The 21,004-nt window shown below is 52.4% G+C and carries 21 protein-coding genes; 9 read left to right on the top strand and 12 right to left on the bottom strand.

The window, feature by feature from the left end:
* The first annotated feature begins 2 nt into the window (after window positions 1–2).
* Entirely contained in the window at window positions 3–2,093 is a 2,091-nt protein-coding gene (locus tag K8942_05530; protein ID UPA22479.1) for a glycosyltransferase, read from the top strand.
* Between the two features lie 6 nt (window positions 2,094–2,099).
* On the opposite strand, the gene K8942_05525 is transcribed toward K8942_05530, so the two are convergent.
* Together K8942_05525 and K8942_05520 are read right to left on the bottom strand one after the other, a co-directional pair.
* Entirely contained in the window at window positions 2,100–2,519 is a 420-nt protein-coding gene (locus K8942_05525; GenBank protein ID UPA22478.1) for an FdtA/QdtA family cupin domain-containing protein, read from the bottom strand.
* Complete coding sequence (locus K8942_05520; GenBank protein ID UPA22477.1) at window positions 2,512–3,447, bottom strand: GDP-mannose 4,6-dehydratase; 936 nt, start codon at window positions 3,445–3,447, stop codon at window positions 2,512–2,514. Before K8942_05520 ends, K8942_05525 begins: the two co-directional genes overlap by 8 nt.
* A gap of 89 nt (window positions 3,448–3,536) precedes the next feature.
* Here K8942_05520 and K8942_05515 point away from each other — a divergent pair, with 89 nt between their 5' ends.
* A complete protein-coding gene (locus tag K8942_05515) occupies window positions 3,537–4,796 on the top strand; it encodes a class I SAM-dependent methyltransferase (protein UPA22476.1) in 1,260 nt (419 codons plus the stop codon).
* On the top strand, window positions 4,793–5,719 hold the full coding sequence (locus K8942_05510) for a GDP-L-fucose synthase (protein UPA22475.1): 927 nt from the start codon (window positions 4,793–4,795) through the stop codon (window positions 5,717–5,719). Before K8942_05515 ends, K8942_05510 begins: the two co-directional genes overlap by 4 nt.
* Here the strand turns inward: K8942_05510 and gmd are convergent.
* Window positions 5,716–6,747, bottom strand: coding sequence for a GDP-mannose 4,6-dehydratase (gene gmd / locus K8942_05505; GenBank protein ID UPA22474.1), 1,032 nt, complete (start codon window positions 6,745–6,747; stop codon window positions 5,716–5,718). The genes K8942_05510 and gmd overlap by 4 nt on opposite strands.
* 78 nt (window positions 6,748–6,825) lie before the next feature.
* On the opposite strand from gmd, the gene K8942_05500 reads away from it, so the two are divergent.
* Window positions 6,826–7,647: a glycosyltransferase family 2 protein gene (locus tag K8942_05500; GenBank protein UPA22473.1), complete on the top strand. Its 822-nt coding sequence runs from the start codon at window positions 6,826–6,828 to the stop codon at window positions 7,645–7,647.
* 87 nt (window positions 7,648–7,734) lie between these two features.
* Here K8942_05500 and K8942_05495 read toward each other — a convergent pair whose 3' ends face one another.
* From K8942_05495 to K8942_05485, 3 genes are read right to left on the bottom strand one after another with little or no spacing between them, the layout of a single operon-like run.
* Window positions 7,735–8,418 carry a glycosyltransferase family 2 protein gene (locus K8942_05495; GenBank protein UPA22472.1) on the bottom strand — a complete coding sequence of 228 codons (684 nt, stop codon included), beginning with the start codon at window positions 8,416–8,418 and terminating at the stop codon, window positions 7,735–7,737.
* The gene (locus tag K8942_05490; protein ID UPA22471.1) at window positions 8,415–9,563 is read right to left on the bottom strand and encodes a hypothetical protein; all 1,149 of its coding nucleotides are present in this window, start codon (window positions 9,561–9,563) and stop codon (window positions 8,415–8,417) included. The genes K8942_05495 and K8942_05490 overlap by 4 nt, the downstream gene beginning before the upstream one ends.
* Before the next feature lie 6 nt (window positions 9,564–9,569).
* Window positions 9,570–10,847: a nucleotide sugar dehydrogenase gene (locus K8942_05485; GenBank protein UPA22470.1), complete on the bottom strand. Its 1,278-nt coding sequence runs from the start codon at window positions 10,845–10,847 to the stop codon at window positions 9,570–9,572.
* Window positions 10,848–11,052: 205 nt separating this feature from the next.
* Here K8942_05485 and K8942_05480 point away from each other — a divergent pair, with 205 nt between their 5' ends.
* The 3 genes from K8942_05480 to K8942_05470 are packed head-to-tail and all read left to right on the top strand — an operon-like array spanning window position 11,053 to window position 14,123.
* Window positions 11,053–11,988 carry an NAD(P)-dependent oxidoreductase gene (locus K8942_05480; protein ID UPA22469.1) on the top strand — a complete coding sequence of 312 codons (936 nt, stop codon included), beginning with the start codon at window positions 11,053–11,055 and terminating at the stop codon, window positions 11,986–11,988.
* Entirely contained in the window at window positions 11,985–12,449 is a 465-nt protein-coding gene (locus tag K8942_05475) for a GtrA family protein (protein ID UPA22468.1), read from the top strand. Before K8942_05480 ends, K8942_05475 begins: the two co-directional genes overlap by 4 nt.
* Window positions 12,450–12,503: 54 nt before the next feature.
* Window positions 12,504–14,123 carry an NAD(P)/FAD-dependent oxidoreductase gene (locus K8942_05470; protein UPA22467.1) on the top strand — a complete coding sequence of 540 codons (1,620 nt, stop codon included), beginning with the start codon at window positions 12,504–12,506 and terminating at the stop codon, window positions 14,121–14,123.
* A 21-nt stretch (window positions 14,124–14,144) separates the two neighbouring features.
* Here K8942_05470 and K8942_05465 read toward each other — a convergent pair whose 3' ends face one another.
* The 5 genes from K8942_05465 to K8942_05445 form a co-directional block, all read right to left on the bottom strand.
* Window positions 14,145–15,146, bottom strand: a complete 1,002-nt coding sequence (locus K8942_05465) for a hypothetical protein (GenBank protein UPA22466.1) — start codon at window positions 15,144–15,146, stop codon at window positions 14,145–14,147.
* A gap of 1 nt (window position 15,147) precedes the next feature.
* Window positions 15,148–16,407: a hypothetical protein gene (locus K8942_05460; GenBank protein ID UPA22465.1), complete on the bottom strand. Its 1,260-nt coding sequence runs from the start codon at window positions 16,405–16,407 to the stop codon at window positions 15,148–15,150.
* 41 nt (window positions 16,408–16,448) lie between these two features.
* Window positions 16,449–16,664, bottom strand: a complete 216-nt coding sequence (locus K8942_05455; protein ID UPA22464.1) for a hypothetical protein — start codon at window positions 16,662–16,664, stop codon at window positions 16,449–16,451.
* 134 nt (window positions 16,665–16,798) lie between these two features.
* On the bottom strand, window positions 16,799–17,263 hold the full coding sequence (locus tag K8942_05450; protein UPA22463.1) for a hypothetical protein: 465 nt from the start codon (window positions 17,261–17,263) through the stop codon (window positions 16,799–16,801).
* 138 nt (window positions 17,264–17,401) lie between these two features.
* Window positions 17,402–18,319, bottom strand: coding sequence for an NAD-dependent epimerase/dehydratase family protein (locus K8942_05445; GenBank protein ID UPA22462.1), 918 nt, complete (start codon window positions 18,317–18,319; stop codon window positions 17,402–17,404).
* Between the two features lie 134 nt (window positions 18,320–18,453).
* Here K8942_05445 and K8942_05440 point away from each other — a divergent pair, with 134 nt between their 5' ends.
* Both K8942_05440 and K8942_05435 read left to right on the top strand, forming a co-directional pair.
* Window positions 18,454–19,449: a polyprenol monophosphomannose synthase gene (locus tag K8942_05440; protein ID UPA22461.1), complete on the top strand. Its 996-nt coding sequence runs from the start codon at window positions 18,454–18,456 to the stop codon at window positions 19,447–19,449.
* Entirely contained in the window at window positions 19,437–20,609 is a 1,173-nt protein-coding gene (locus tag K8942_05435; protein ID UPA22460.1) for a hypothetical protein, read from the top strand. Before K8942_05440 ends, K8942_05435 begins: the two co-directional genes overlap by 13 nt.
* Before the next feature lie 61 nt (window positions 20,610–20,670).
* Here the strand turns inward: K8942_05435 and K8942_05430 are convergent, their stop codons facing one another.
* Window positions 20,671–20,925 (bottom strand): hypothetical protein, encoded by a 255-nt coding sequence (locus K8942_05430; protein UPA22459.1) that lies wholly within the window; start codon window positions 20,923–20,925, stop codon window positions 20,671–20,673.
* Window positions 20,926–21,004: the final 79 nt, after the last annotated feature.

Here is a 21,004-nt window from a genome sequence, read left to right as displayed (position 1 = left end):
GCGTGACTCATGATTCTTCTGCATCGGCGCAGTCAGGCAGGCGCCTGAAAGTTCTGCTTGCTGTTATGAAATATGATTACGGCGTGCAGGAACAGGGGTATGGGTATGAGCACTATCAGTTTCATGATGCGCTGGTGCGCATGGGGTGCGAGGTGCTGTATTTCGATTTCATGACTCTTCTGAAAGAGCACGGACGGACCGCTATGAATCGTCTGCTGCGGGAGACTGTTGACCGCGAAAAACCGGATATTCTTTTTTGTTCGCTCTACAAAAATGAGATCGACAAAGATGTCATGCGTGCCATCACCGAGCAGACCGAAACGGTCACCCTGAACTGGTTCTGTGACGACACATTCCGCTTCCGCGGATTTTCGAGCAGATGGGCCCGCTCCTTCGACTGGATTTTCACGGTTGATAAGCACTGTGTTCCGCTTTACCGCCGGTTGGGTGCGGCGCATGCGGAGTACGTTCGTTGGGCGTGTAATCCTTTTCTCTATACAAAAAATACGAATGCGCCGCTCTACGATGTCACCTTTGTCGGGCGATCGTACGGCGGGAGAGGAGCGGCTATTGAGCGCCTGAAAAAAGAAGGTTTTTCCGTCCGTACGTGGGGGCGTGGATGGGAGGGTGGCAGGTTATCCCAGTCTGAAATGGTGGAGGTCTTCGGTCGCAGCCGCATCAATCTGAATTTTTCCGATGCGTCCGTGCGTCCGGGGTGGAAAGGAAAAATCGGCCTGAAGTTCCCGAAACAGATTAAAGGGCGCTTGCTCGAAGTGCCGGCATGCGGCGGCTTTCTGCTCACTGGCGATGCCCCGCTTCTTCCTGATTATTACACTCCTGGAAAAGATGTTGCGGTCTTTACGTCTACAGACGATCTGGTGGAAAAAGTACGGTACTACCTTTCATATGAAGAGGAACGCGCCGCCATTGCCCGGAGCGGATACGAGCGCACGATGCAGGAACATACCTACATTCACCGCTTCCATGCGATGTTTGCAGCAATGGGCTTTTCGACTCCAGATCCCGCCGCTGTGTTGGCAGGGGATGTTCCTGCGGGAACATCTACGGACGTGACACTGGCCGTCACAGATCCTGTCGTGAGCGTGATTGTGCCGGTGTATAACGGGGCGCGCTTTGTCGGACAGACCATCGAAAGTATTCTCGCCCAGCAATTCCGGGATTTCGAATGCATCATTGTGGATGACGGATCTACCGATGACACGCCTGCAATCATCGCGCGGTATGCGGCAACAGATGCACGTATCCGCTTGCACCGCCTGTCACCCAATGCCGGAAAAATCGCTGCATTCAATGCAGGTTTCGCGCTGGCTCGTGGTAGATATATCGCCATCACCGGCGCGGATGACATCAGCCTGCCGCAGCGCCTGTGGAAGGGGGTGAATTTTCTGGATGCCCACCCGGACATTGCAGCCGTTGGCAGCTGGGTCGATATCATCGATGGCGACGGAACCGTAACCGGCATTCTTCGTCATCCGTCATCGCCTGCACTCATCGCCTGGCTGCTGCATTTCCGCAATCCGCTTGCAGCCTGTGCGACACTCATTCGTCGCGATACATTTGAGCAGCTGGGCTGGTACCACGATGAAGCGTCGGAGGATTATGATTTCCTCGCGCGCCTGAGTCAGTCCCATGCAATCGCTAATATTCCCGAAGTCCTCGCACAGTATCGTGTGTGGGATGGTAATTTCACATCACGTCACAAGGCTGCGGAAGAAGACACTGCCTGTTCTGTCATTGGAAGGCTGTCTACCTCTCTTTTGAAAGAGCCTGTTCCGGCGGAATCTGTCCGTGCATTGCGGCTGGCGATGGATGGCAGCGAACCGGTGAGCCTGTCACAGGTTCGCATGGCTGCCGCGCTCTGCCTGCGTCTGCATCGTGCATTCAGAAGAAACCGCCGGCTGTCTGTGCGCGATGCGCAGATTGTCCGTCACAGCGTATCGGAATATCTGTGCCTGCTTGCCCGTCATGCGGCACGGCAGTCACGTCTGTTGTCGGTGTGGCTCTATGCAAACGCGCTCATCAGAAATCCGCTTTTTGTGTCCCATGTTCTGCGTCACCGGTTCAGGCGCTAAATAGGATCAGTCTTTTTTCTGCTGAGCCAGATACGCCAGAAATTCATCGTAATTGCGCAGATAATCTGCTTCGTCGTACGGACCATCCGCAACAATCAGCAGAATGGTATCCGGCTGGAAATGATGCAGAGTCCGCCAGACGAGTGCGGGCAGCAGGAGCGGTTTTCCCGGAGAATCGAGCGTGACGCTTTCTGTCCGTGTGCCGTCGGTCACATCGACCACGCATCCTCCCTGCAGTGGAACCACAATTTCTTTGACCGTTTTATGCGCATGTTTTCCGCGGACTGCATCCGTCGGGACATTTTTGACGACCAGTACTTTCCCGATCCTAAAAGGAAGATTTGTGCCTTCCTCGAACATCAGTAAATCACCCACATTCTTTCCATGGCTTTCAATGGTGATCCACTTGTACAGGGCATTATCCATTGGCTTTTTGGTAGAGATCGATATAGGTCGGGATGTAGTCCTTCAGGGCAACTGTCGGTTTCCATCCGAGTGCCCGTAGTTTGCTGCAATCCACCGAGTAGCGTCCGTCCTGCCCCTGCCGGTTTTCAATGCGCTCCACCCAGTTTTCCCAGTTCTCGCCGGGCTTCATGACTTCCACAATCATCTGCACCACATCCATCACGCTGTATTCCTCGTTGGAGGAAATGTTATAGATTTCATTCTCACCGCCCTGCTCCATAATCTGCAGGATAGCCCGGACGTTATCCGCCGCATACAGCCATTCGCGGATGTAGGTGCCGTCCCCGTGCACGGTCATTTTTTTGTTGTTGGCCAGATGCACGACGGTTTTGGCAAAGAGCTTTTCCGGGTACTGGCCGAATCCGTAATTATTGCAGCTGCGGCAGATTTTGTAGCGGATGCCGTATGTTTTTGCCCAGGCAAGAATCAGCTGATCTGCGGCTGCCTTTGTTGCGGAGTAGGGACTGCTGGGACAGAGCACCTGCTCTTCTGTCGCTGCGCCCTGCATCATGCTGCCGTAGACTTCATCGGTGGAAATATGCACGAATTCCGGGCGGTCACTCACATCTTTTGCACGGATGATTTCCAGCAGGTTATAGACGCCGCGCGTGTTGCTTTCAAAAAATACCTGATTGGCGACGATGGAGTTGTCGACATGGCTTTCTGCCGCAAAATTCACCACGGTGTCGACGTTCGGGGGCAGGTGTTTGATGGAGCAGATATCCTGTTCCAGAAATTCATAATGCGGATGTGTTTCAAATGTCAGATCTGTGCGTGCGGCATAGGTCCGCTTATCGATATTGATGACATGGTAGCCGCTTTGCAGAGCAAGCTCGACAAAGTACGAGCCGATAAAGCCCAGTCCGCCGGTGACGACGATCGTCTTCATGGACCGGCAGTGTAATAGAAAAGCGCCGATTCTTCCAGTTACTGCTTTCCTTGCGGCACGCGCGCGAATTCACTATCGTTCACCCACTTATGATCCAAGCCATTTCCCAGTGCAGAATCTGCAAAAACACGCATCTTGTGAGCATTCTTGATCTTGGGAATCAGGCTCTGACGGGCATTTTCCCTGCAAGTACTTCGGAGGAAGTACAGGTGCAGCCGCTGGAACTGGTGAAATGTGAAGGAGATGGTGCCTGCGGACTTGTGCAGTTGAAGCACAGCGGGGATCTGGAAGAGATGTACGGGGAGGATTACGGGTATCGCTCAGGACTGAATCGCTGGATGGTGGAACATCTGGAGGGTATTGCTGACTCCATTAAAGCACGGGGCATCCTTCAGGAAGGTGACACGATTCTCGATATCGGCAGCAATGATGCAACGCTTCTCACGTTTTTCCATGGACAGGGATATAGGCTTGTCGGCATGGATCCGAGCGCTGTGCATTTCTCGGAGTTTTACAAAGAGAACATGCAGCTTATTCCACACTTTTTTGATGCTGCACGTTTCACCAAAGAGCTGGGTCCGGTGAAGGCGAAAGTGATCACCTCGATTGCGATGTTTTATGATCTCGAAGATCCGCAGGCGTTCGTGAACGGTATCGCGTCTATTCTGGATGACAACGGACTCTGGCTGTTTGAGCAGAGCTACCTGCCCTCCATGCTGGAGGCCAATGCGTACGACACAGTCTGCCATGAACATCTGGAGTACTACGCCATGCGGCAGATTGAGTGGATGCTGGAGCGCGCGGGCATGACGGTTCTGGATGTCAGTCTGAATGGAGCCAACGGAGGAAGCTTCCGTGTGACAGCGGTGAAAACAGGCAATCCTCTTCTTGCTCAGAAAACAACGGCGGCGGAAGATTTGCGGAACCATGAGGAGCTGCTTGGCATCAATGGATTACAGGTTTATGCAGAGTTCCGTACACGCGTGGAAGAGCATCGCCGTCATCTCCGTGCCACGATCGACGCCATCAATGCAAAAGGGAAGACTGTGTTTGCATTAGGAGCCTCCACCAAAGGAAATGTTGTGCTGCAGTACTGCGGATTCACTGCCGAAGATATTCCGTATGTTGCGGAAGTGAATCCGGATAAGTTCGGCAAAATGACGCCGGGTACGCATATTCCCATCATCTCCCAGGCCGATGCCGATGCGCGTCACCCCGACTATTACCTAGTCCTGCCGTGGCATTTCCGCACTACTATTACCCAGAACATGCGGTCATACCTGGAGAAGGGTGGACATTTACTATTCCCGCTGCCGGATATTCTGACGGTTGGCAAAGACTCTCTATGACCAAACGCGTTCTTGTGACTGGCGGCAAAGGATTCCTGGGATCTGCGGTATGTGAAAGGCTCAAAAAAACCGATTGGGCGGGAGAAATTCTTGCGCCGAGCAGTGCGGAATATGATCTTCGCAATCAGGTTGCGGCAGAAGCCATGTACCGTGATCTGCGTCCCGAGATTGTCATCCACTGTGCTGCGCATGTCGGGGGAATCAAAGATGCGCGTGAGCATCCGGCGGATTTTTACTATAACAACCTGACCATCGGGACCAATGCCCAGCACTTTGCGTACAAGGCCGGTGTCGAGAAATTTATCGGTGTCGGATCGGTGTGTGCATACCCCGAGTGGGCACCCATTCCTCTGCGGGAAGAAACACTCTGGGACGGCTATCCGGAGAAAGTGAATGCTCCCTACGGAATCGCAAAGAAAATGCTGCTGGTCCAGGGCAATGCATATCGTCAGCAGTACGGCTTCCGCTCCATTCATCTGCTTCTGGTTAATCTCTACGGCCCACGTGATAACTTTGATCCAGAAACTTCTCATGTCATTCCGGGTCTCATCCGGAAATTTCTGGAAGCGCAGGAAAGTGGGGCGCCGTCCGTCATGCTCTGGGGTGATGGTACGCCGACACGCGAGTTTCTGTATGTGGATGATGCCGCCAACGGCATTGTGCTTGCCGCAGAGCAGTATGACAGTCCTGAGCCTATTAATATCGGTGCCAGCCGTGAGATTGCCGTGAAGGATCTTGCACACCTCATTGCAGCTGAAATCGGGTACACAGGCGACATTCAGTGGAATACATCGGTCCCGAACGGCCAGCCGCGACGCTGTCTGGATACATCAAAAGCGGAAGAGCTTTTCGGATTCCGTGCGGGCATGCCTCTGGAGGAAGGCATTAAAAATACTATTACGTGGTATAAGTCACAGAGCTAAGAAGCATTTTCAAACTGCTCTGCCTCAGCCATCAGGCGGGCGAGTTCTGTGAAGGTGATTTTCGGTTCCCAGCCAAGAAGCTTTTTTGCCTTGGATGCATCACCCAGAAGGACATCAACCTCAGTCGGGCGGAAGTAGCGCGGATCAATGTGGATCAGTTCTTTGCCACTTGTTGCATCGAACCCGATTTCATCTACGCCGCTTCCTTTCCACTGCAGTTCATAGCCAAAGAAGCGTGCAGTCTCTTCTGCAAATTCGCGCACAGTATGGGTCTCATTCGTAGCCAGAATGTAGTCGTCTGGCTTCTCTACCTGCAGCATGAGCCACATACCTTCCACGTATTCTTTTGCATATCCCCAGTCGCGTTTTGCGTCGAGGTTTCCGAGGTAGAGGAGGGTGTCCAGTCCGGCATGCATGCGTGCAAAGCCACGGGAGATTTTGCGGGTCACGAATGTTTCGCCGCGGCGCGGGGATTCGTGGTTGAAGAGAATGCCGTTCACGGCAAACAGGTTGTAGCTTTCGCGGTAATTGACCGTCATCCAGTACGAGAACAGTTTGGAGATGGCGTAGGGGGAGGCGGGGCGGAAGGGTGTCTCTTCGGTAATCGGCAGCGTCTTTGCATTGCCAAACATCTCGCTCGACGCAGCGTTGTAGAACTTCACCGGGAAATCGACATCGCGGATTGCCTCCAGCAGGCGCAGTGTTCCGAGGCCAGTCACATCACCCGTATATTCCGGAATATCGAAACTCACGCGCACGTGACTCTGTGCTCCGAGATGGTAAATTTCATCGGGGCGGATGTCTTTCAGAAGGCGGTTCAAATTACTTCCATCAGACAAATCCCCATAATGCATGAAGAGTTTCAGGTTCTTCGTGTGCGGGTCCTGGAAAATATGATCCAGACGTGTTTTCACCACCGTGCTTGAGCGCCTGATAATGCCATGCACCTCATAGCCTTTTTCCAGCAGCAGTTCTGCCAGATACGAGCCGTCCTGCCCGGTGATTCCTGTAATCAGTGCCTTTTTCATAGAATCAGTATAAAGATCGGCATCAAATTTCGATAGGGGCATGGCATGCCATGCCCGTACAGGATATTCTGTCCCTCCATGGCGTCTTTCAGCATTATTCTGCCGGCGTATAACGAGGAAGAGGGCATCGCTTCTGTGCTGCAGGATATTCGTCGTACGTACCCGGATGCAGAGATCATCGTGGTCGACGATGCCTCAACGGATCGGACTGCTGCCATTGCGCAGGAAAACGGGGCCAAGCTCATTCGTCATCAGTTGAACATGGGGGCGGGGAAGAGCGTGAAAGACGGCGTGGAGCAGGCGTTCTGTGACCGGATTATCATGATGGATAGTGACGGCACCTATCCGGTCGCATCCATTGCCACCTTGCTGACTGCACTGGATGAAGGCTACAACCTGGTCGTTGGCGCGAGACATGGCAAGGCCTACAACGGGCGTTTGCTGAAGTGGATGGCACGGATCGTCTTTCGATTCCTTGCTGAATTTGCGACAGGCAAACGCATTCCTGACATTAACTCCGGCATGCGCGCATTCCGGCGGAGCGAGATTCTCCCGTATTTCCCGCATCTCTGTAACGGCTTCAGCCTGCCGACCACGATGACGCTTGCGTATTTTTTCACAGGCATGAAAGTGCAGTATGCTCCTATTGAATACTACAAACGCTTCGGCCACACCAAAGTCAGGATTATCCGTGATAGCCTCCGCACCCTACAGTATATGGTTGAATCCATCGCGCATTACAATCCACTCAAGCTGTTTCTGCTGCTCGCGACGTGTGCGGTTGTCTGTGGCATGATTGCCATGTCGTGGATTGGGATTATCGGGTTGTTCTTGGGGTTGCTGTTTGGGGTGCTGGTGATGGCGGTGGGGGTGGCGGCAGAGAGTATCAGAAAGACCTAGCACAACCCTCCTTGGCGACGGGGCCCCTCCCATGTATTTCTTAGACTGTGAATTCTCTCAGGTCTTTTTATTCCTAAAAGCCGCAAGCTATCCACCACACCGTATCTTCACCATCATCATCGCCCCTTTCACCGCGTCCTTCCAGTTAATCTTTTTGCCTTCCTCAATACTGCGCGGATGGTAGCTGATGGGAATTTCGACGATGCGTGTGCCTTTTCTCAGGCACTTGGCGGTAATTTCCGCTTCGAGTTCAAAGCCGTTGCTTGTCAGATTCAGATTCCGGAAGAGATCTGTCGGCAGCAGTTTGTAGCAGGTATAGGTGTCGGTCAGGCGGGCAAAGAAGAGAATATTCATGAGTGCGGTCATTGCTTTGTTGCCCATGAGAAACCGCCAGTAAATATGCGGGGTTTTTCCGTGGAAGAAGCGTGAGCCGAAGACGACCGTGCCCGGTTCTTGTGTAGCGCGGCTGATGAGCAGATCAATTTCTTTTGGATCATATTCCAGATCCGCATCCTGAATAACGGTATAGGCACCTGTTGCATTCTCGAGTCCCAGCCGGATAGCAGAACCCTTCCCGCCATTTGGTTTGGTGAGGACCAGATCAGCTGGTCTGGCGTGCGCATGCAAAAGCTCAAGCGATGCGTCTGTCGATCCGTCATCCACATAGACAATCTGTGCGCCCGGGCAGGCGCTCACAATAGCGGACATGATTTTTTCCAGCGTCCGTGCTTCGTTGTAGACCGGCACAATGATGCTGAGTTCGGGGGTCATGAGAGCGTGAACGGATGCGGGAGCAGAGCGAGGGCAATCGCGATGCCGACTCCCAGAAAAAGCACGGCAACGGCAATCAGGCGTGCAGGGAGCGTATCATGTTCTGCAGCCTGGAGCAGGACGAGTGGATAGACCGGCGTAATCACCCGGCCAATTGAGGTGATGGAGCCCCAGATGTGGTCCGGCATCAGGAGCATGAGGCCCAGGAACAGTACGGAAAAAAGAGGCAGGAATACGGTCATATTTTTCTTCCACAGATTCCAGAGTGACCAGAGAAAAGCGGGAAGAACGAACCCGGCAAAGAGTGCAATGGATGAAAGTGTATACATGTCGTAGCCCTTTGCGCCGCGCAGAATATCGATAATCGCGGTAAACGGTAGAGAGTGTTTGTCCGTGCTCCAGAGGAATGGCACTTCATGGAAGACCTTGTAGATGAGGGCGTGGAGTGCGAGGAAGGTTGCGATCGGGATGATTAGCAGAAAACAGTCCTGCCACCTGCGCTTCCAGACGAGGTACAAAAACAGCAGCCCGATAAAAATAATATTCACTTCCCGGGTCAGCACGAAGAGTGACAGCAGGATGATATCAATGGTGTTGAGTTTGGCCCGATCAATAAAGCGAACCAGAAACACGGTCAGCAGTGCGAGCGTGAGCGGCTCTGCAAGAGAGAAGTGCAGTCCAATCATTGCGGCAGGAGACAGGGCGAGTGCAATGCTATACAGCGCACGCCTCGGGTGGAACCAGAGAATGGCGCCTGCCACGCAAAGCAGGCTCGCAATCTGAATGAAAAGGAAGCTGTAGGGGAGCAGGTGCGTCTGACCGAATGCCAGGATATACGCAGTCACCGGCAATAAAAAACGCTGGTACGAGTAGGCAATGGTCGGGTGAATCGCGAGCTTTTCCCACAAGTTAGGTTGTACGAGAATGCCCATGTGCCTGGCAATCTGGTAGTACTGTTCACCGTCATACCCCGGAACACTGAGCAGGACGAACTGTTCCGGAACGCCGTATTTTTCCGCGGTAATCGTATCCATGTGAAAAAACGATGTCATGTTTCCGCTGTATGGACGGACAGTCAGCAGGACGATTGCAGCGAGCGCGCCAAGGAGCAGCGCCAGCGGCCAGTAATACCGTGCGGATGGCATGTATGTTTAGAGTGACAGATAGATGCGGCCGGCGTCGGCAATTGCCTGGCTATCCAGAGAGGATTTCAGATCGTAGATAATGCCGCTTTCCTTCGTGGCATCAATCATTGTCTGAAGAGGCAGTGAGCGGTAGGCGGCGTGCGACACGAGCATCAGGATGGCATCGTACGGACCTTTTTCCAGAGAACCCGGTGTGTGCTTCATGTGCATGATCTCTGCCTCGGTCAGAAACGGATCGTGTGCTTCGACGGTCACTCCTTCTGCTTCCAGTGACTTGATAACGTCATGCACTTTGCTGTTTCTGGTGTCGGGCACGTCTTCCTTGAAGGTGAGTCCAAGGACCAGAACGCGCGCTTTGCTTGGAGGAGTGGTCAGTGCCTGCAGCACCTGATCCGCCACGAACTTGCTCATGCCGTCATTGATCATGCGTCCTGCACTGATGACGTGCGTGGTCATGCCCATTTGTTTTGCTTTTTCCACCAGGTAATACGGGTCCACTCCAATACAGTGTCCGCCGACGAGGCCCGGGCGAAAGGGAAGGAAGTTCCATTTGGTGCCGGCAGCGGCAAAGACATCACCGGACTTGATCCCGAGTTTCACGCTCATCATCGCGATTTCGTTGACGTACGCGATATTCAGATCGCGCTGGGCATTTTCGATTGCCTTCGCCATTTCTGCCACCTTGATGCTCGGAGCACGGTGGATGCCTGCTCTTACGACAGATCCATAGAGATCCGCAACGGTATCCAGGGTCTGCTCGTCATCACCGGAGACAATTTTGATGATGGTTTCGACTGTATGGGTTTTGTCACCCGGGTTGATGCGTTCGGGGGAGTAGCCCAGATGAAACCCTTCACGCCAGACAAGTCCGGATTCTTTTTCAAGAATAGGCGCACACAAATCCTCTGTTACACCCGGATACACGGTGGATTCGTACACGACAATCGCGCCTTTCTGCAGATTCTGTCCGACAGTTTTGGTTGCATCGAGCAGAATGGTCATGTCCGGATTGTTGTCATCGTCCACAGGAGTCGGCAGCGCCATAATCACCACGTTCGCCATTTTAATAATGCTTGGATCATCGCTAAATCGGATACTCACTTCTTTCAGCTGGTGCTCGCTCAGTTCGAGTGTGCGGTCATGTCCGTTTTTCAGTTCCTCAATACGACGGCTGCTGATATCGAACCCGCAGACGTCATATCCTTTTTTTGCAAAGGCATGCGCCAGTGGCAGGCCGACATAGCCGAGACCGACAACGCAGATACTGATAGGTGCTTCTGACATGGGCGGAGTATAGGGATTGGAGGGGGGTCTTGCCAGTTATTTGAGAGGTTATAGGTTATGAGTTATGGGTTACCGGGGGTGGAATTCTTTTTTTATTATCAAAAGTATCAACCTTCATTTCTCGGTCTTCCCATAACTCATAACCCATTACCCATAACCCGTTTGTTAACTGGTAACAGCTAACAAAACTCTGTACGCTCCCGGCATGACCAAGTCTTGGGCGGGACGCACTGCTCTTGTCACCGGCGGTACGGGATTTATTGGAAGCTTCCTTGTTGAATATCTGCTCGACCACGGAGTGAAAGTCCGTGTGCCGTTGCGTGCTGAAAATTACCGTGCGCTGTCGTCACGCAGAGCGGAAGTGGAGTGGATTGAGGGTGACCTGCGTGATCCTGCATATTGTACAACTCTCGTCCGTGGCGTTGACGATATCTTCCATCTTGCGGCCAGCCGTCGGAATACCGAGTATCACCAGAAGCGCCCGAGCGATGTCATTAACGATAACGTTCGTATGACGCTTGCGCTGCTTGAAGCCATGAAAGAATGTGAGTCTTCGGCATCAGTTACGTTCTTCAGCACCGCAAACGTGCCACCTGCCATTGATCCTATCGCCATTGCGCAGTCAGGCAGTATTGACGGTTATGTTCTGGGCAAAGCGCTGTGCTGCACCCTGTGGCTGACTGCTGCACGGCAGCGCAAATTTCCGCTTCTCATTCTCCGACCGGTCGGCGTCTATGGTCCGCGCGATACGTTTAACGAAGATGCCAACCTGATCCCGGCTCTCATGGTCCAGACCAGAGACAGCAAAGACAAGCTGGAAGTGTGGGGCGACGGTACACAGGAGCGCGCGTTCCTCTATGTGGGTGATCTTGTCCGCGCCGTCATGACACTCATTGATGCCGGTGCACAAGGCGTTCAGTACATCACGACCAATCAGGTGGTGACCGTCCGTCAGCTTGCCGAGCAGATTCGCGATCTCGTCCGACCGGGACTCCCTATTGCATTTGAACCTGCAAAAAATGTAGAAAACCGCACAATCCCGATGCTCCCGATGCATCCTGTGTTACAGTCGATGGACTGGGTTCCTCTGTCTGAGGGGCTTGCCCTTACCTACAAAGCCTGGAACGGCTTACCCGCATGATCAAAGCACTTTTCCGCAGGCATGCATCCCAGCTCTGGAAATTCATGATTGCCGGCGGCAGCGGTGCGATTATCGACTTTTCGCTTCTCAACCTTCTGAGTGTGGGTGCAGGGCTGGATCCGCGCTTTGCAAACATCTTCTCGACACTGATTTCCAGTTTGGCAGTCTTTCTCATCAATAAATTCTTCGCGTTCCGTCACCGCCAGGGGAATGCCGGCAAGCAGGCGATGCGCTTTGCAATGGCGTATGCTCTCGCGTATTTCCTGAACGTCGCCTTCACGGCGCTCTTCATCACCATCGGTGTGTATCTCCTGCCACAGGTCGCTTTGCCCATTATCTCGAACCTTTCCAAAGCTGCAGCCATTGGTGCGGTGATGTTCTGGAACTACTTCCTACTGCATTCGTTTGTGTTCCGGCAGAAGAAAAACAATATGCCGGAGGTTGTCACTGCCGGCGTCTAAGCGTAGGCATGCTGCGCTGCTCCTGCTAGGATGCTGAGGCTTTTAGCTAGCTCTATGCCAAAAATCGCGATCATCGCCGGCGCAGGTCCCGCAGGTTTAACCGCCGCGTACGAACTGCTGAACCGCACAGACATCAACGTGATTGTGTGCGAGGCGACCGATGCCATCGGCGGGATCGCCCAGACCTATAATTACAAAGGAAACCGCATCGACATCGGCGGACACCGGTTCTTCAGCAAGGAAAAACGTGTCATGGACTGGTGGTTCAATATCCTGCCGCTCCAGGGCGCACCGTCTGCCGACACGATCGAAAAAGGACATGAGATCGACTACATCTCGGAGGCGGTTGTGGAATATCTGTGCACTCATCAGAAGAAAACCATTCCCGCGCCAGATCCGGAAAAAGAGGATCAGGTGATGCTCCAGCGTCCGCGCCTGAGCCGCATTTTCTACCGCAAGCATTTCTTTCCGTATCCCATTGGCATCACGCTGCTTGTAGCCCGTCGCCTGGGGCTCTGGAATACCTTTCTGATCGGGATGAGTTATATCAAACGGCAGGTGTTTCCCATCAAAAATGAAACGTACTTGGATGCGTTTTATAAGAATCGCTTTGGCGATCGTCTGTATAAAACATTCTTTGAGGCCTATACAGAAAAAGTCTGGGGCGTGCCCTGCAGCCAGATCCGTGCCGACTGGGGAGCGCAGCGCGTGAAGGGGTTAAGTCTGAAACGAGCCATTGCTCATGCGATCAAAGATTTGCTTTCCAGTGATTTCAAGAAAAAGCAGGAGGAGCGCGAGACCAGTCTTATCACCCGTTTTTTCTATCCGAAGTTCGGCCCCGGACAGATGTGGGAGACGGTGACGGAACAGATCAGGGGCTGCGGAGCCGAGGTGCGGATGCAGACCCGCGTGGTTGGCGTGCGGCATGAAGACGGGAAGGTGGTATCTGTGACGCTGGAAGATGCCAAGACCGGAAAAACCGAGGAGATCCATTGTGACTATTTCTTCTCCACCATGCCCATCAAGCACCTGATCGGCATGATGCGTCCGCGTCCGCCTGCATCGGTTGTAGAAGTGGCAGAGGGTCTCAGCTATCGTGATTTCCTCACTGTCGGATTACTTCTGAATAAGCTGCATGTGCAGGAAGGAAAAGAAAAACCGGCTGCCGATGTTCCCGATAACTGGATCTATATTCAGGAAGGCGGAGTTCGTGTCGGGCGCGTACAGATTTTCAATAACTGGAGTCCGTACATGGTCGCAGACCGCAAGAATCATATCTGGATCGGCCTTGAGTATTTTGTGAACGAAGGCGGGGATCTGTGGATCAAGCCGGACCAGGAGATGATCGACCTGGGGATTTCTGAAATGGAGAAGATCGGATTCCTCAAAAAAGAAGACGTGGTCGATGCCTGCGTGCTCCGCATGCCGAAAGCCTATCCGGCCTACATTGGCAGTTACACCCAGCTCCATGTCGTCCGTGAGTATGTGGCAACCATGCCGAACTTCTTCCTTATCGGCCGCAATGGCATGCACCGTTACAACAACCAGGATCACAGTATGCTGACTGCCATGATGGCGGTGGATAACATTATTGCCGGCAAAACCGATCACTCAAACCTGTGGGAGGTGAATCTGGATATGGTTTACCATGAGGAGAAGAAATCTCAGGAATAACCAATCATCCGGCGTAGCACATTACTTATCGTCCGTGTGATCTCCGCCTTCAACTGTACGCATATCCTCAACAATATTTTGTGCAGTGAGATCTATATCATTGAGCAAATCGGCATACTTTTCATCAGTGGGGCACACTGCTCTTGCCTCCTGAATGAGTTCCAATGCCTCTGCAAGGTCGCCGTTTCTTCTGTGGAGCAGTGCGAGGTGTAATTTTGCCCCCGCCAATTGCTTGGCAGCATCCGGCATGGTTACCAGCACAGCCATCAGTGAGTCTATCGCTTCAGCTGCACGCATTGTTTCATTTTCTGCAGCCTCAGAGGTATGTTCTGTCTCCGTCTCGTCAACAGTCACAAAGGGTGCCAATCTTCTGATGCCGCGTCCGCAAAATTCTGCGCTTATCCTGCTTCTCACCCCTTCATCCAAAAGATGGTCTTTTTGCTCCTCAACAATCGAGCAGATATCTGCGCAGGGGAGATTATTGATCGCTCCTGTTGCCAGGAGAATCTGCGTATTGCGGTTACTGTTTTTCAGACTGTCTAATACGGTATGGATGTCATCTCTGTTATGGGAAAAGACACAAATTGCCCAATAGACCAGGCTGCGCAACGATCCGTCTTTTGCGAGTGCATCGGGATTTTTATGCAGAATAGCTTCCGCTTCCGATAATGTCTGCAGCTCTCCTGCTTCAGTTAACTCTTTGGATTCATACAGCAATTGTGCCGCTGCAAGTTTTACGCGCGGTTCATTACCCGCCTTCATGGTCTGGGCGCAGTGGGGAAGTATTGTATCGAGCACCTGCTGCCGCAGCTCACTGCCCTCCATCATTTGCAGCAACCAGAGCATCATGAATTTCTGCTGCTGCCCAACCTTATTGATGTGTGCCATCAGCACTCTTTGTAATTGCATTCTTTCTGCTTTTACTTGCTCTGAATCATTCAGCGGATCTATGAACAAATGCTCTGCAGTCAGGTCAATCAGGACGTCGATTTTTTCTGGTGAAGGAGGCGAGTTGGGCTGCATATTATGCGGGGGAAAGATGACCTTGTGATACATAGACTGCCTCAATAAAACCACGGAAAAGACGGGATTGTTCTTTGGGGTCTGCCTCCACTTTTTTGATGAACTGTTTGGCGCTGTAAAAGAGCCAGAACGCAGCGCGTATCCCAAGTTCCTTTTCACTTTTTGGATTTTCTGCAGTGATATATGGATCAAGTTCTTTGTGGATGGTCGGTAAATATGTCTCAACGTTGAGGGCAAAATCCTGCAGTGTCCGGATATTCAATTCGTCCAATAAACGGAGGACTGCTGGTGCAGCCCTGTATTCCGAGAGCAGATCAGCGCCACAGATTTCTGCTGAATACGCACGATCCTCACCCGAGATATATTGTTCACGATTGGGATTATTCGGCTCTATCTTCAGTACAAAATCACGAAGATGCGATAGTTCATGCAGCAGCCCAATGCCCGCCCATTCCTCTGTGATGTCCTCGGGCCGTATGCGTAACTGATGAATAGCATGATGAAGGGGGACGCTGAGTAACTCGCTTTGTTCATTCATTACCCGATGATCCGAGGGGATAGCGATGAGCCATGCCATGCCCATTTGGCCGCCTTCAGATGCACGGATAGCCTCGCCATCCATTTCTGCCCAGCGAACGGCGTCCTTGCGGAATGATTTCAAATCACTCAGCAGAGCCATATCCGGATCCTGATCGCGTCGGATATGTGAGGGGACATATTGTGTAATACGTTCATATCCTGCGTCATAGCGCTGTCGCACTTTTGCAGGAGTAAGCAGTGCTCCTTCTAAAGGCACGTTTATCTCCGCAATTTTTTCACGCGTTCTGTCTCGTACCAGTTTGACGCCCCGCACAATAAAAATATTGTTGGCGATTTTCTCTGCGTTTTGCACATCCTGCCCCGTGACAGCAGAAAGACCCTCAATAGAATCTCCCTTTTGATTAATGACTACAAAAGCGGTGTTCCTGCTCCCGGGAATTTCCACAAGCTCCGTGTTGTTTGGTCCCTCCACAAGCTCCTCCGGTATTTTTTGCATGAAAGAAAGTAGCCCCTTTCGTCTCTGGAAGATCTCATACTCCATCGTGTTTGCCTCGCTCCACTGAAATGCATCAGCACGTATCACGTCATTTTGTGCCGGCACCAGGACTCTTTCCATTTTTCCTGCATCACGCTGAATCCATAAAGAAAGTTTCTCCGGAACGCTTGGGTCCCATTCCACCTGAACATTGTCGTGAAAAACGGTGTTGTTAGGGGTTTGCATTATTATATTCTATGTTATTATTGTTTTTTGTCAATTAACCCTCAAATCTCTGATTTACTGCCTTCTTCCTGTTCTTTTTTGTCATTTTTTCCCAAAAGATCAGGAATGATAGCTTCCACTGCATTGTGTGTTTCTCCACTGAGATCCGTCGTTTGTTCGATATATCTTCGTCCAAGAGCATCTGGATTAAAAGCATTCCGCGTCACACTGCTGCGTTTGTTATCAAATATCCCAAAGTGATCTTGAAGTTCAATCATGCTTGCAATTGTATGTTTTTTTTCTTTTCTATCAAATCACTTACGGATTCATCTTTTACATTTATATAAAGCAAACAGCAGATGAAATGAATCATCTGCTGTTGGCGGTTGCGGCACACGGGAAAGGGTGATGTCTAGACGATGATGCATTCCACCTCGGGATTGGCCATCAGCATTTCGATGGGGCTTTGAATGCGAACGACGTGACCTTTCCCTGGATGTTGCGGATCGGGCTGCCATACTCCCTGGTAATCGGCGCCTGTTTCGGCACAGGCCATACGCAGGCATCCCACTACCTGCAGGGGGATATCGCTGTACACCACCACATGGGCAGCAAGTGCTTTGCTGCTTTGCTTGTGTCCGTAGAGCGTGACCGGCTCTCCAATGAAAATCGGCTTTTTGCACCAGGCACACTGAATGGTCATCGCTGTGATTTCTGCCAGGGAGTAGTCCACATTCGCTGCAGCATTGAGCGAAAGGGTCATGAACCTTCTCTCGCCACCCATTTCCAGATAGCCATGTCGCTTGGTGAGCTGCCCTGAATTCGATACATACGTGTTGCCGGTTTCAATCAGCATTTGACGCCACAAGCGTCGCATCCACTGAGGTAGCATGATTTCATCCTTTTTTGTGTGCAGACACTGCCGTTATCTTCCACCATGAAAGACAACGGAATACCTGCCGCGTACTGTCAAAGAGCGGTTTGGCAGAGTGCGCTTTCTCCGTGGGAAATGCAATCAGGTGTTGGCCTTATACCACTCCACCGCTTTTTCAATCCCTCTATCAAACGGCGTCTGCGGATTGTATCCCAGTTTTGTCTGGGCCTTTGTGATATCCGCAATATAGTGTGTTACTTCGCCCGTTCTGGCTTCACCAATGTCGAGTGTGGAGGTGCTTCCGAGCAGTTCCTTCATGCGCTCCGCGAGGTGCAGAATGGTGGTGCCCTGACCGTATGCGAGGTTGTAGGTGTCGTTCTTGGCGGTCTCCCACTTTTCAATGCCGAGCATAATGCCGCCCACACAGTCGTCGATGTACGTGAAGTCCAGACACTTGTCGCGGCCGAAGACTTTCATCGGTTCGTTGTTCTTGGCCTGGCGGAAGTAGAGAGGGACGACGCGGACGGAGTTGTCGTACATGCCGTAGACATTCGAAAATCTCCAGATGATGGTCTCCATTTTGTAGCAGCGCTTGTAGGCTTCAAATAATGCCTCACCGCCGATTTTGCTTGCGGTATAGGGGCTTTCGCAGGTCATGAAGTGTGCTTTGTCTTCTGAGTATTTCTGTCCTTCCGGCAGGTGAATATTGCCGTAGGTCTCGCGCGATGATGCGAACATCAGTTTTTTGATGCCGTTCTTGCGGGCGAATTCGAGGACGTTGAAGGTATCCTGGAAGTTATCCATCGCGCGCTCCGGGTGTTCCACAAGTTCGTAGACGCGTGCATTGGCCGCCAGATGAATGATGAGCTCCACATCCGTCGGGAGCTTCCCGAATTCCTCCGCATGCCGCAGATCAATATCAATACGCAGTGCTTCTACTTCTTCTTTCCACTGACAGGGTTCCCAATCTGCTCCTACAACAGTATGACCTGCTGCAAGGAGTTTCTCACAAAGACGGGTGCCGATGGTGCCGGAGGAGCCGGTTACGAGAATCTTCATTGGCGGCAGCTTATAGCTTTTAGCTTCTAGCTTCTAGCTTAAAAAAGTTTTCACCACTTTTTTTCCCATAACCCATAACCAATAACCCATAACCCGTTCGTCTTACCCCTATTTTCCGCTATTCTCCCCATGTCATGCTTTCCCTCATTCTCCCCACCTTCAACGAATCCAAAAACCTGCCTGAATTGATGGCGGTGCTGAAGGGCGTGCTCCAGATGCCGCATGAGATTATTGTCGTGGATGACAACTCGCCGGACGAAACATGGAGAGTGGCGGAGGAGCTCAAAACGCAGTATCCGACTATCCGCGTGCTTCGCCGCATCGGGCGCAGAGGGCTCTCGTCTGCAGTAACAGAAGGATTCGCGATGGCGCATGGGGACGTGCTGATGGTGATGGATGCCGATTTGCAGCATGATCCCAACCTGATTGTAAAACTCTACGACGCCGTCCAGAACGGTGCCGCGATTGCGGTTGCGTCCCGGTACATTGAAGGCGGTAGCGTGGGGGACTGGGTGACGGGCCGCCGGCTTCTTAGCAAGACTGCAACCTGGCTCGCATCATCTTTGCCGCCTGTGCATTCGTCCGATCCGATGAGCGGATTTTTCGCACTCAACCGTGCATCGTACAATCTGATTGCACCGCACCTCCGGCCGACCGGCTTCAAAATCCTGCTGGAAGTGCTGTCGTGTCTGCCTGCGGGCAGCACTATCGCTGAGGTTCCCCTCCACTTTGCCTTCCGCAAACACGGTGAGAGCAAATTGAACATGTGGGTGGAGATGCAGTTTGTGCTCCAGCTCCTGAGAATCGCTGCCAAGCGTGTGTGGCAGATACTGATGCGTCGCGTGTGGATCTTTTTCCTGCTTGTTGCCTGTGTGCTCCTTCTCACATTTTTGCCACATGTCTGGCGTCTGCGCTTGCTCTATACCGATGCTGCTGTCCGGTCATCGGTTCAAAAAACCATGCAGGCTGCTGCCGATACACACGGTTGGCTACTCTCAGATCTGATTGTCGATGAAGTCTTTCCGGATCGCGTCCGTGTCCTGCATCGCACAGTGAATCGCGGGACGGACACGTCTGAATGTATGGATCTTTCCTACAACACTTCGTCTCCCGTGCCATGCGCCGATTGATGTCTGCTGTCATTCTGGAGATCTACGCCCTGTGTCTGGCGTCGTACCAGTATGCGCAGCATGTCCGGACCGATGAAGCCAAATATCTGCTGAATATTCCGTATCCGCACCCGCCACTTGCACGCGGCATTCTGCATACGCTCGACGGTTTTGTGTTCCAGGAATTTTTCTGGCGCCTCGTTTTTGCGTCTCTTCTGGTCCAGGCAGTCTGGCTCGCCGTGCGGTTACTTCCTGACCGCAAGACCTCGGTTTACATTGCCGTCAGCGCGTGCTGGCTTTTGTGTACCGGCATTCTCCTGCAATCCGGCAGCATCATGATGGCGCCGCTCACCGCTCTGCAGATGTGGGTGTTTGTGTACTGGTATCTGCAGGATGATCATACGAAAAACCGTGCCGGGCTGATCGGATTCTTTTGGTTACTCTCGCTCTTTACGGCGTATCAGGCTGTACTGATTGCGCCGGTCGTTGCGGCACTTCTGTGGCGGCAGCTGGAACCGATGGTCCGGAGGATCACGTATTTCTTTCTGCCAGTTGCGCTGCTTCTGGTCTACACCCTCACGAACCCGCTCGTTCCCGCGAGCCTGCTTGTGCATGGAGGTGACAGTGTTTCAATAAACGATTCGCTCTTTGAACTGATGATGTTGTGGCTGTGGAGCGGCAGTATTTTCCTGAGTATCAGTGGCCTCATTGGCAGCATCAGGGCGCGTCTGTGGCCGGTTGGTATGAGTCTGTGCCTTGTCCTTGCGTACGTGTTTCTCGCACGGTTCAGTTATTACGCGATTCTCTTTGTACCTTTGTCTATGGCGGGACTGATTGTGCTTGTCCGTGCCCGGAAGATGTCTCCGTTTATCATCGCAACAGGCGTGGCCGTGGTGACAGCCGGATATGTCCTTATGTTCCAGCCGCTTCCGGAGCCGAGTCCTGCGCGTCGTGTTATGCAGCAGCTTTCCCGTGAACAGGTAAGTGGCCCACTTCTGCTGCAGGGCAGTTTCGGACATGAGTGGCAATACGAAAGCCACATGCCTGTTGGTCGTTACACAGAATCAAGACTGACAGATGCAGGAGCTGTTATCTGCGTAAGTGCGTGCAGTGATCTGGATACCAATCCAGCCTGGCGGCAGGTAAGTGCGGAGCCGCCCTTTGTGTATGTCCGCCGCTGATGCCACATAACAAAAACGGCCCCTGCGGATGCAGAGAGCCGTGGTTGTTTGAACGTCTCGTTTAGCGAGCGGAACGGATAGCGCCGCGTGTGGAGCAGGACTTAATCTTGGTGCGGTAACCGCGATCAGTCGGCTTGTACGGACACTTTGTCGTCTGATAGTTGGTCAGAGTGACGGCGCCGGTCACAGCGCTTGCTGTGGCGGTGCTGGCAGTCTGCAGCTGTGCGCTGAGAGTGATCAGAAGCGCGAATGCAGATGCTGCAAAGGCACTAACAAGGTGAGCGTAACGGCTCTTGTGAGAATGTCCTTTGGACATAGGTGTGGGGGTAAGTATGTATGTTGGTATTATAATAACATATTTTTGTTAAATTTGCAATGCTCCTACTCCTCATTTC

It is taken from the genome of Candidatus Peribacteria bacterium (assembly GCA_023038255.1).
Lineage (GTDB): Bacteria > Patescibacteriota > Gracilibacteria > Peribacterales > Peribacteraceae > CALREJ01.
The sequence above is the reverse complement of the archived record's forward strand: the minus strand, read 5'-3'. Positions and strand labels throughout refer to the sequence as shown.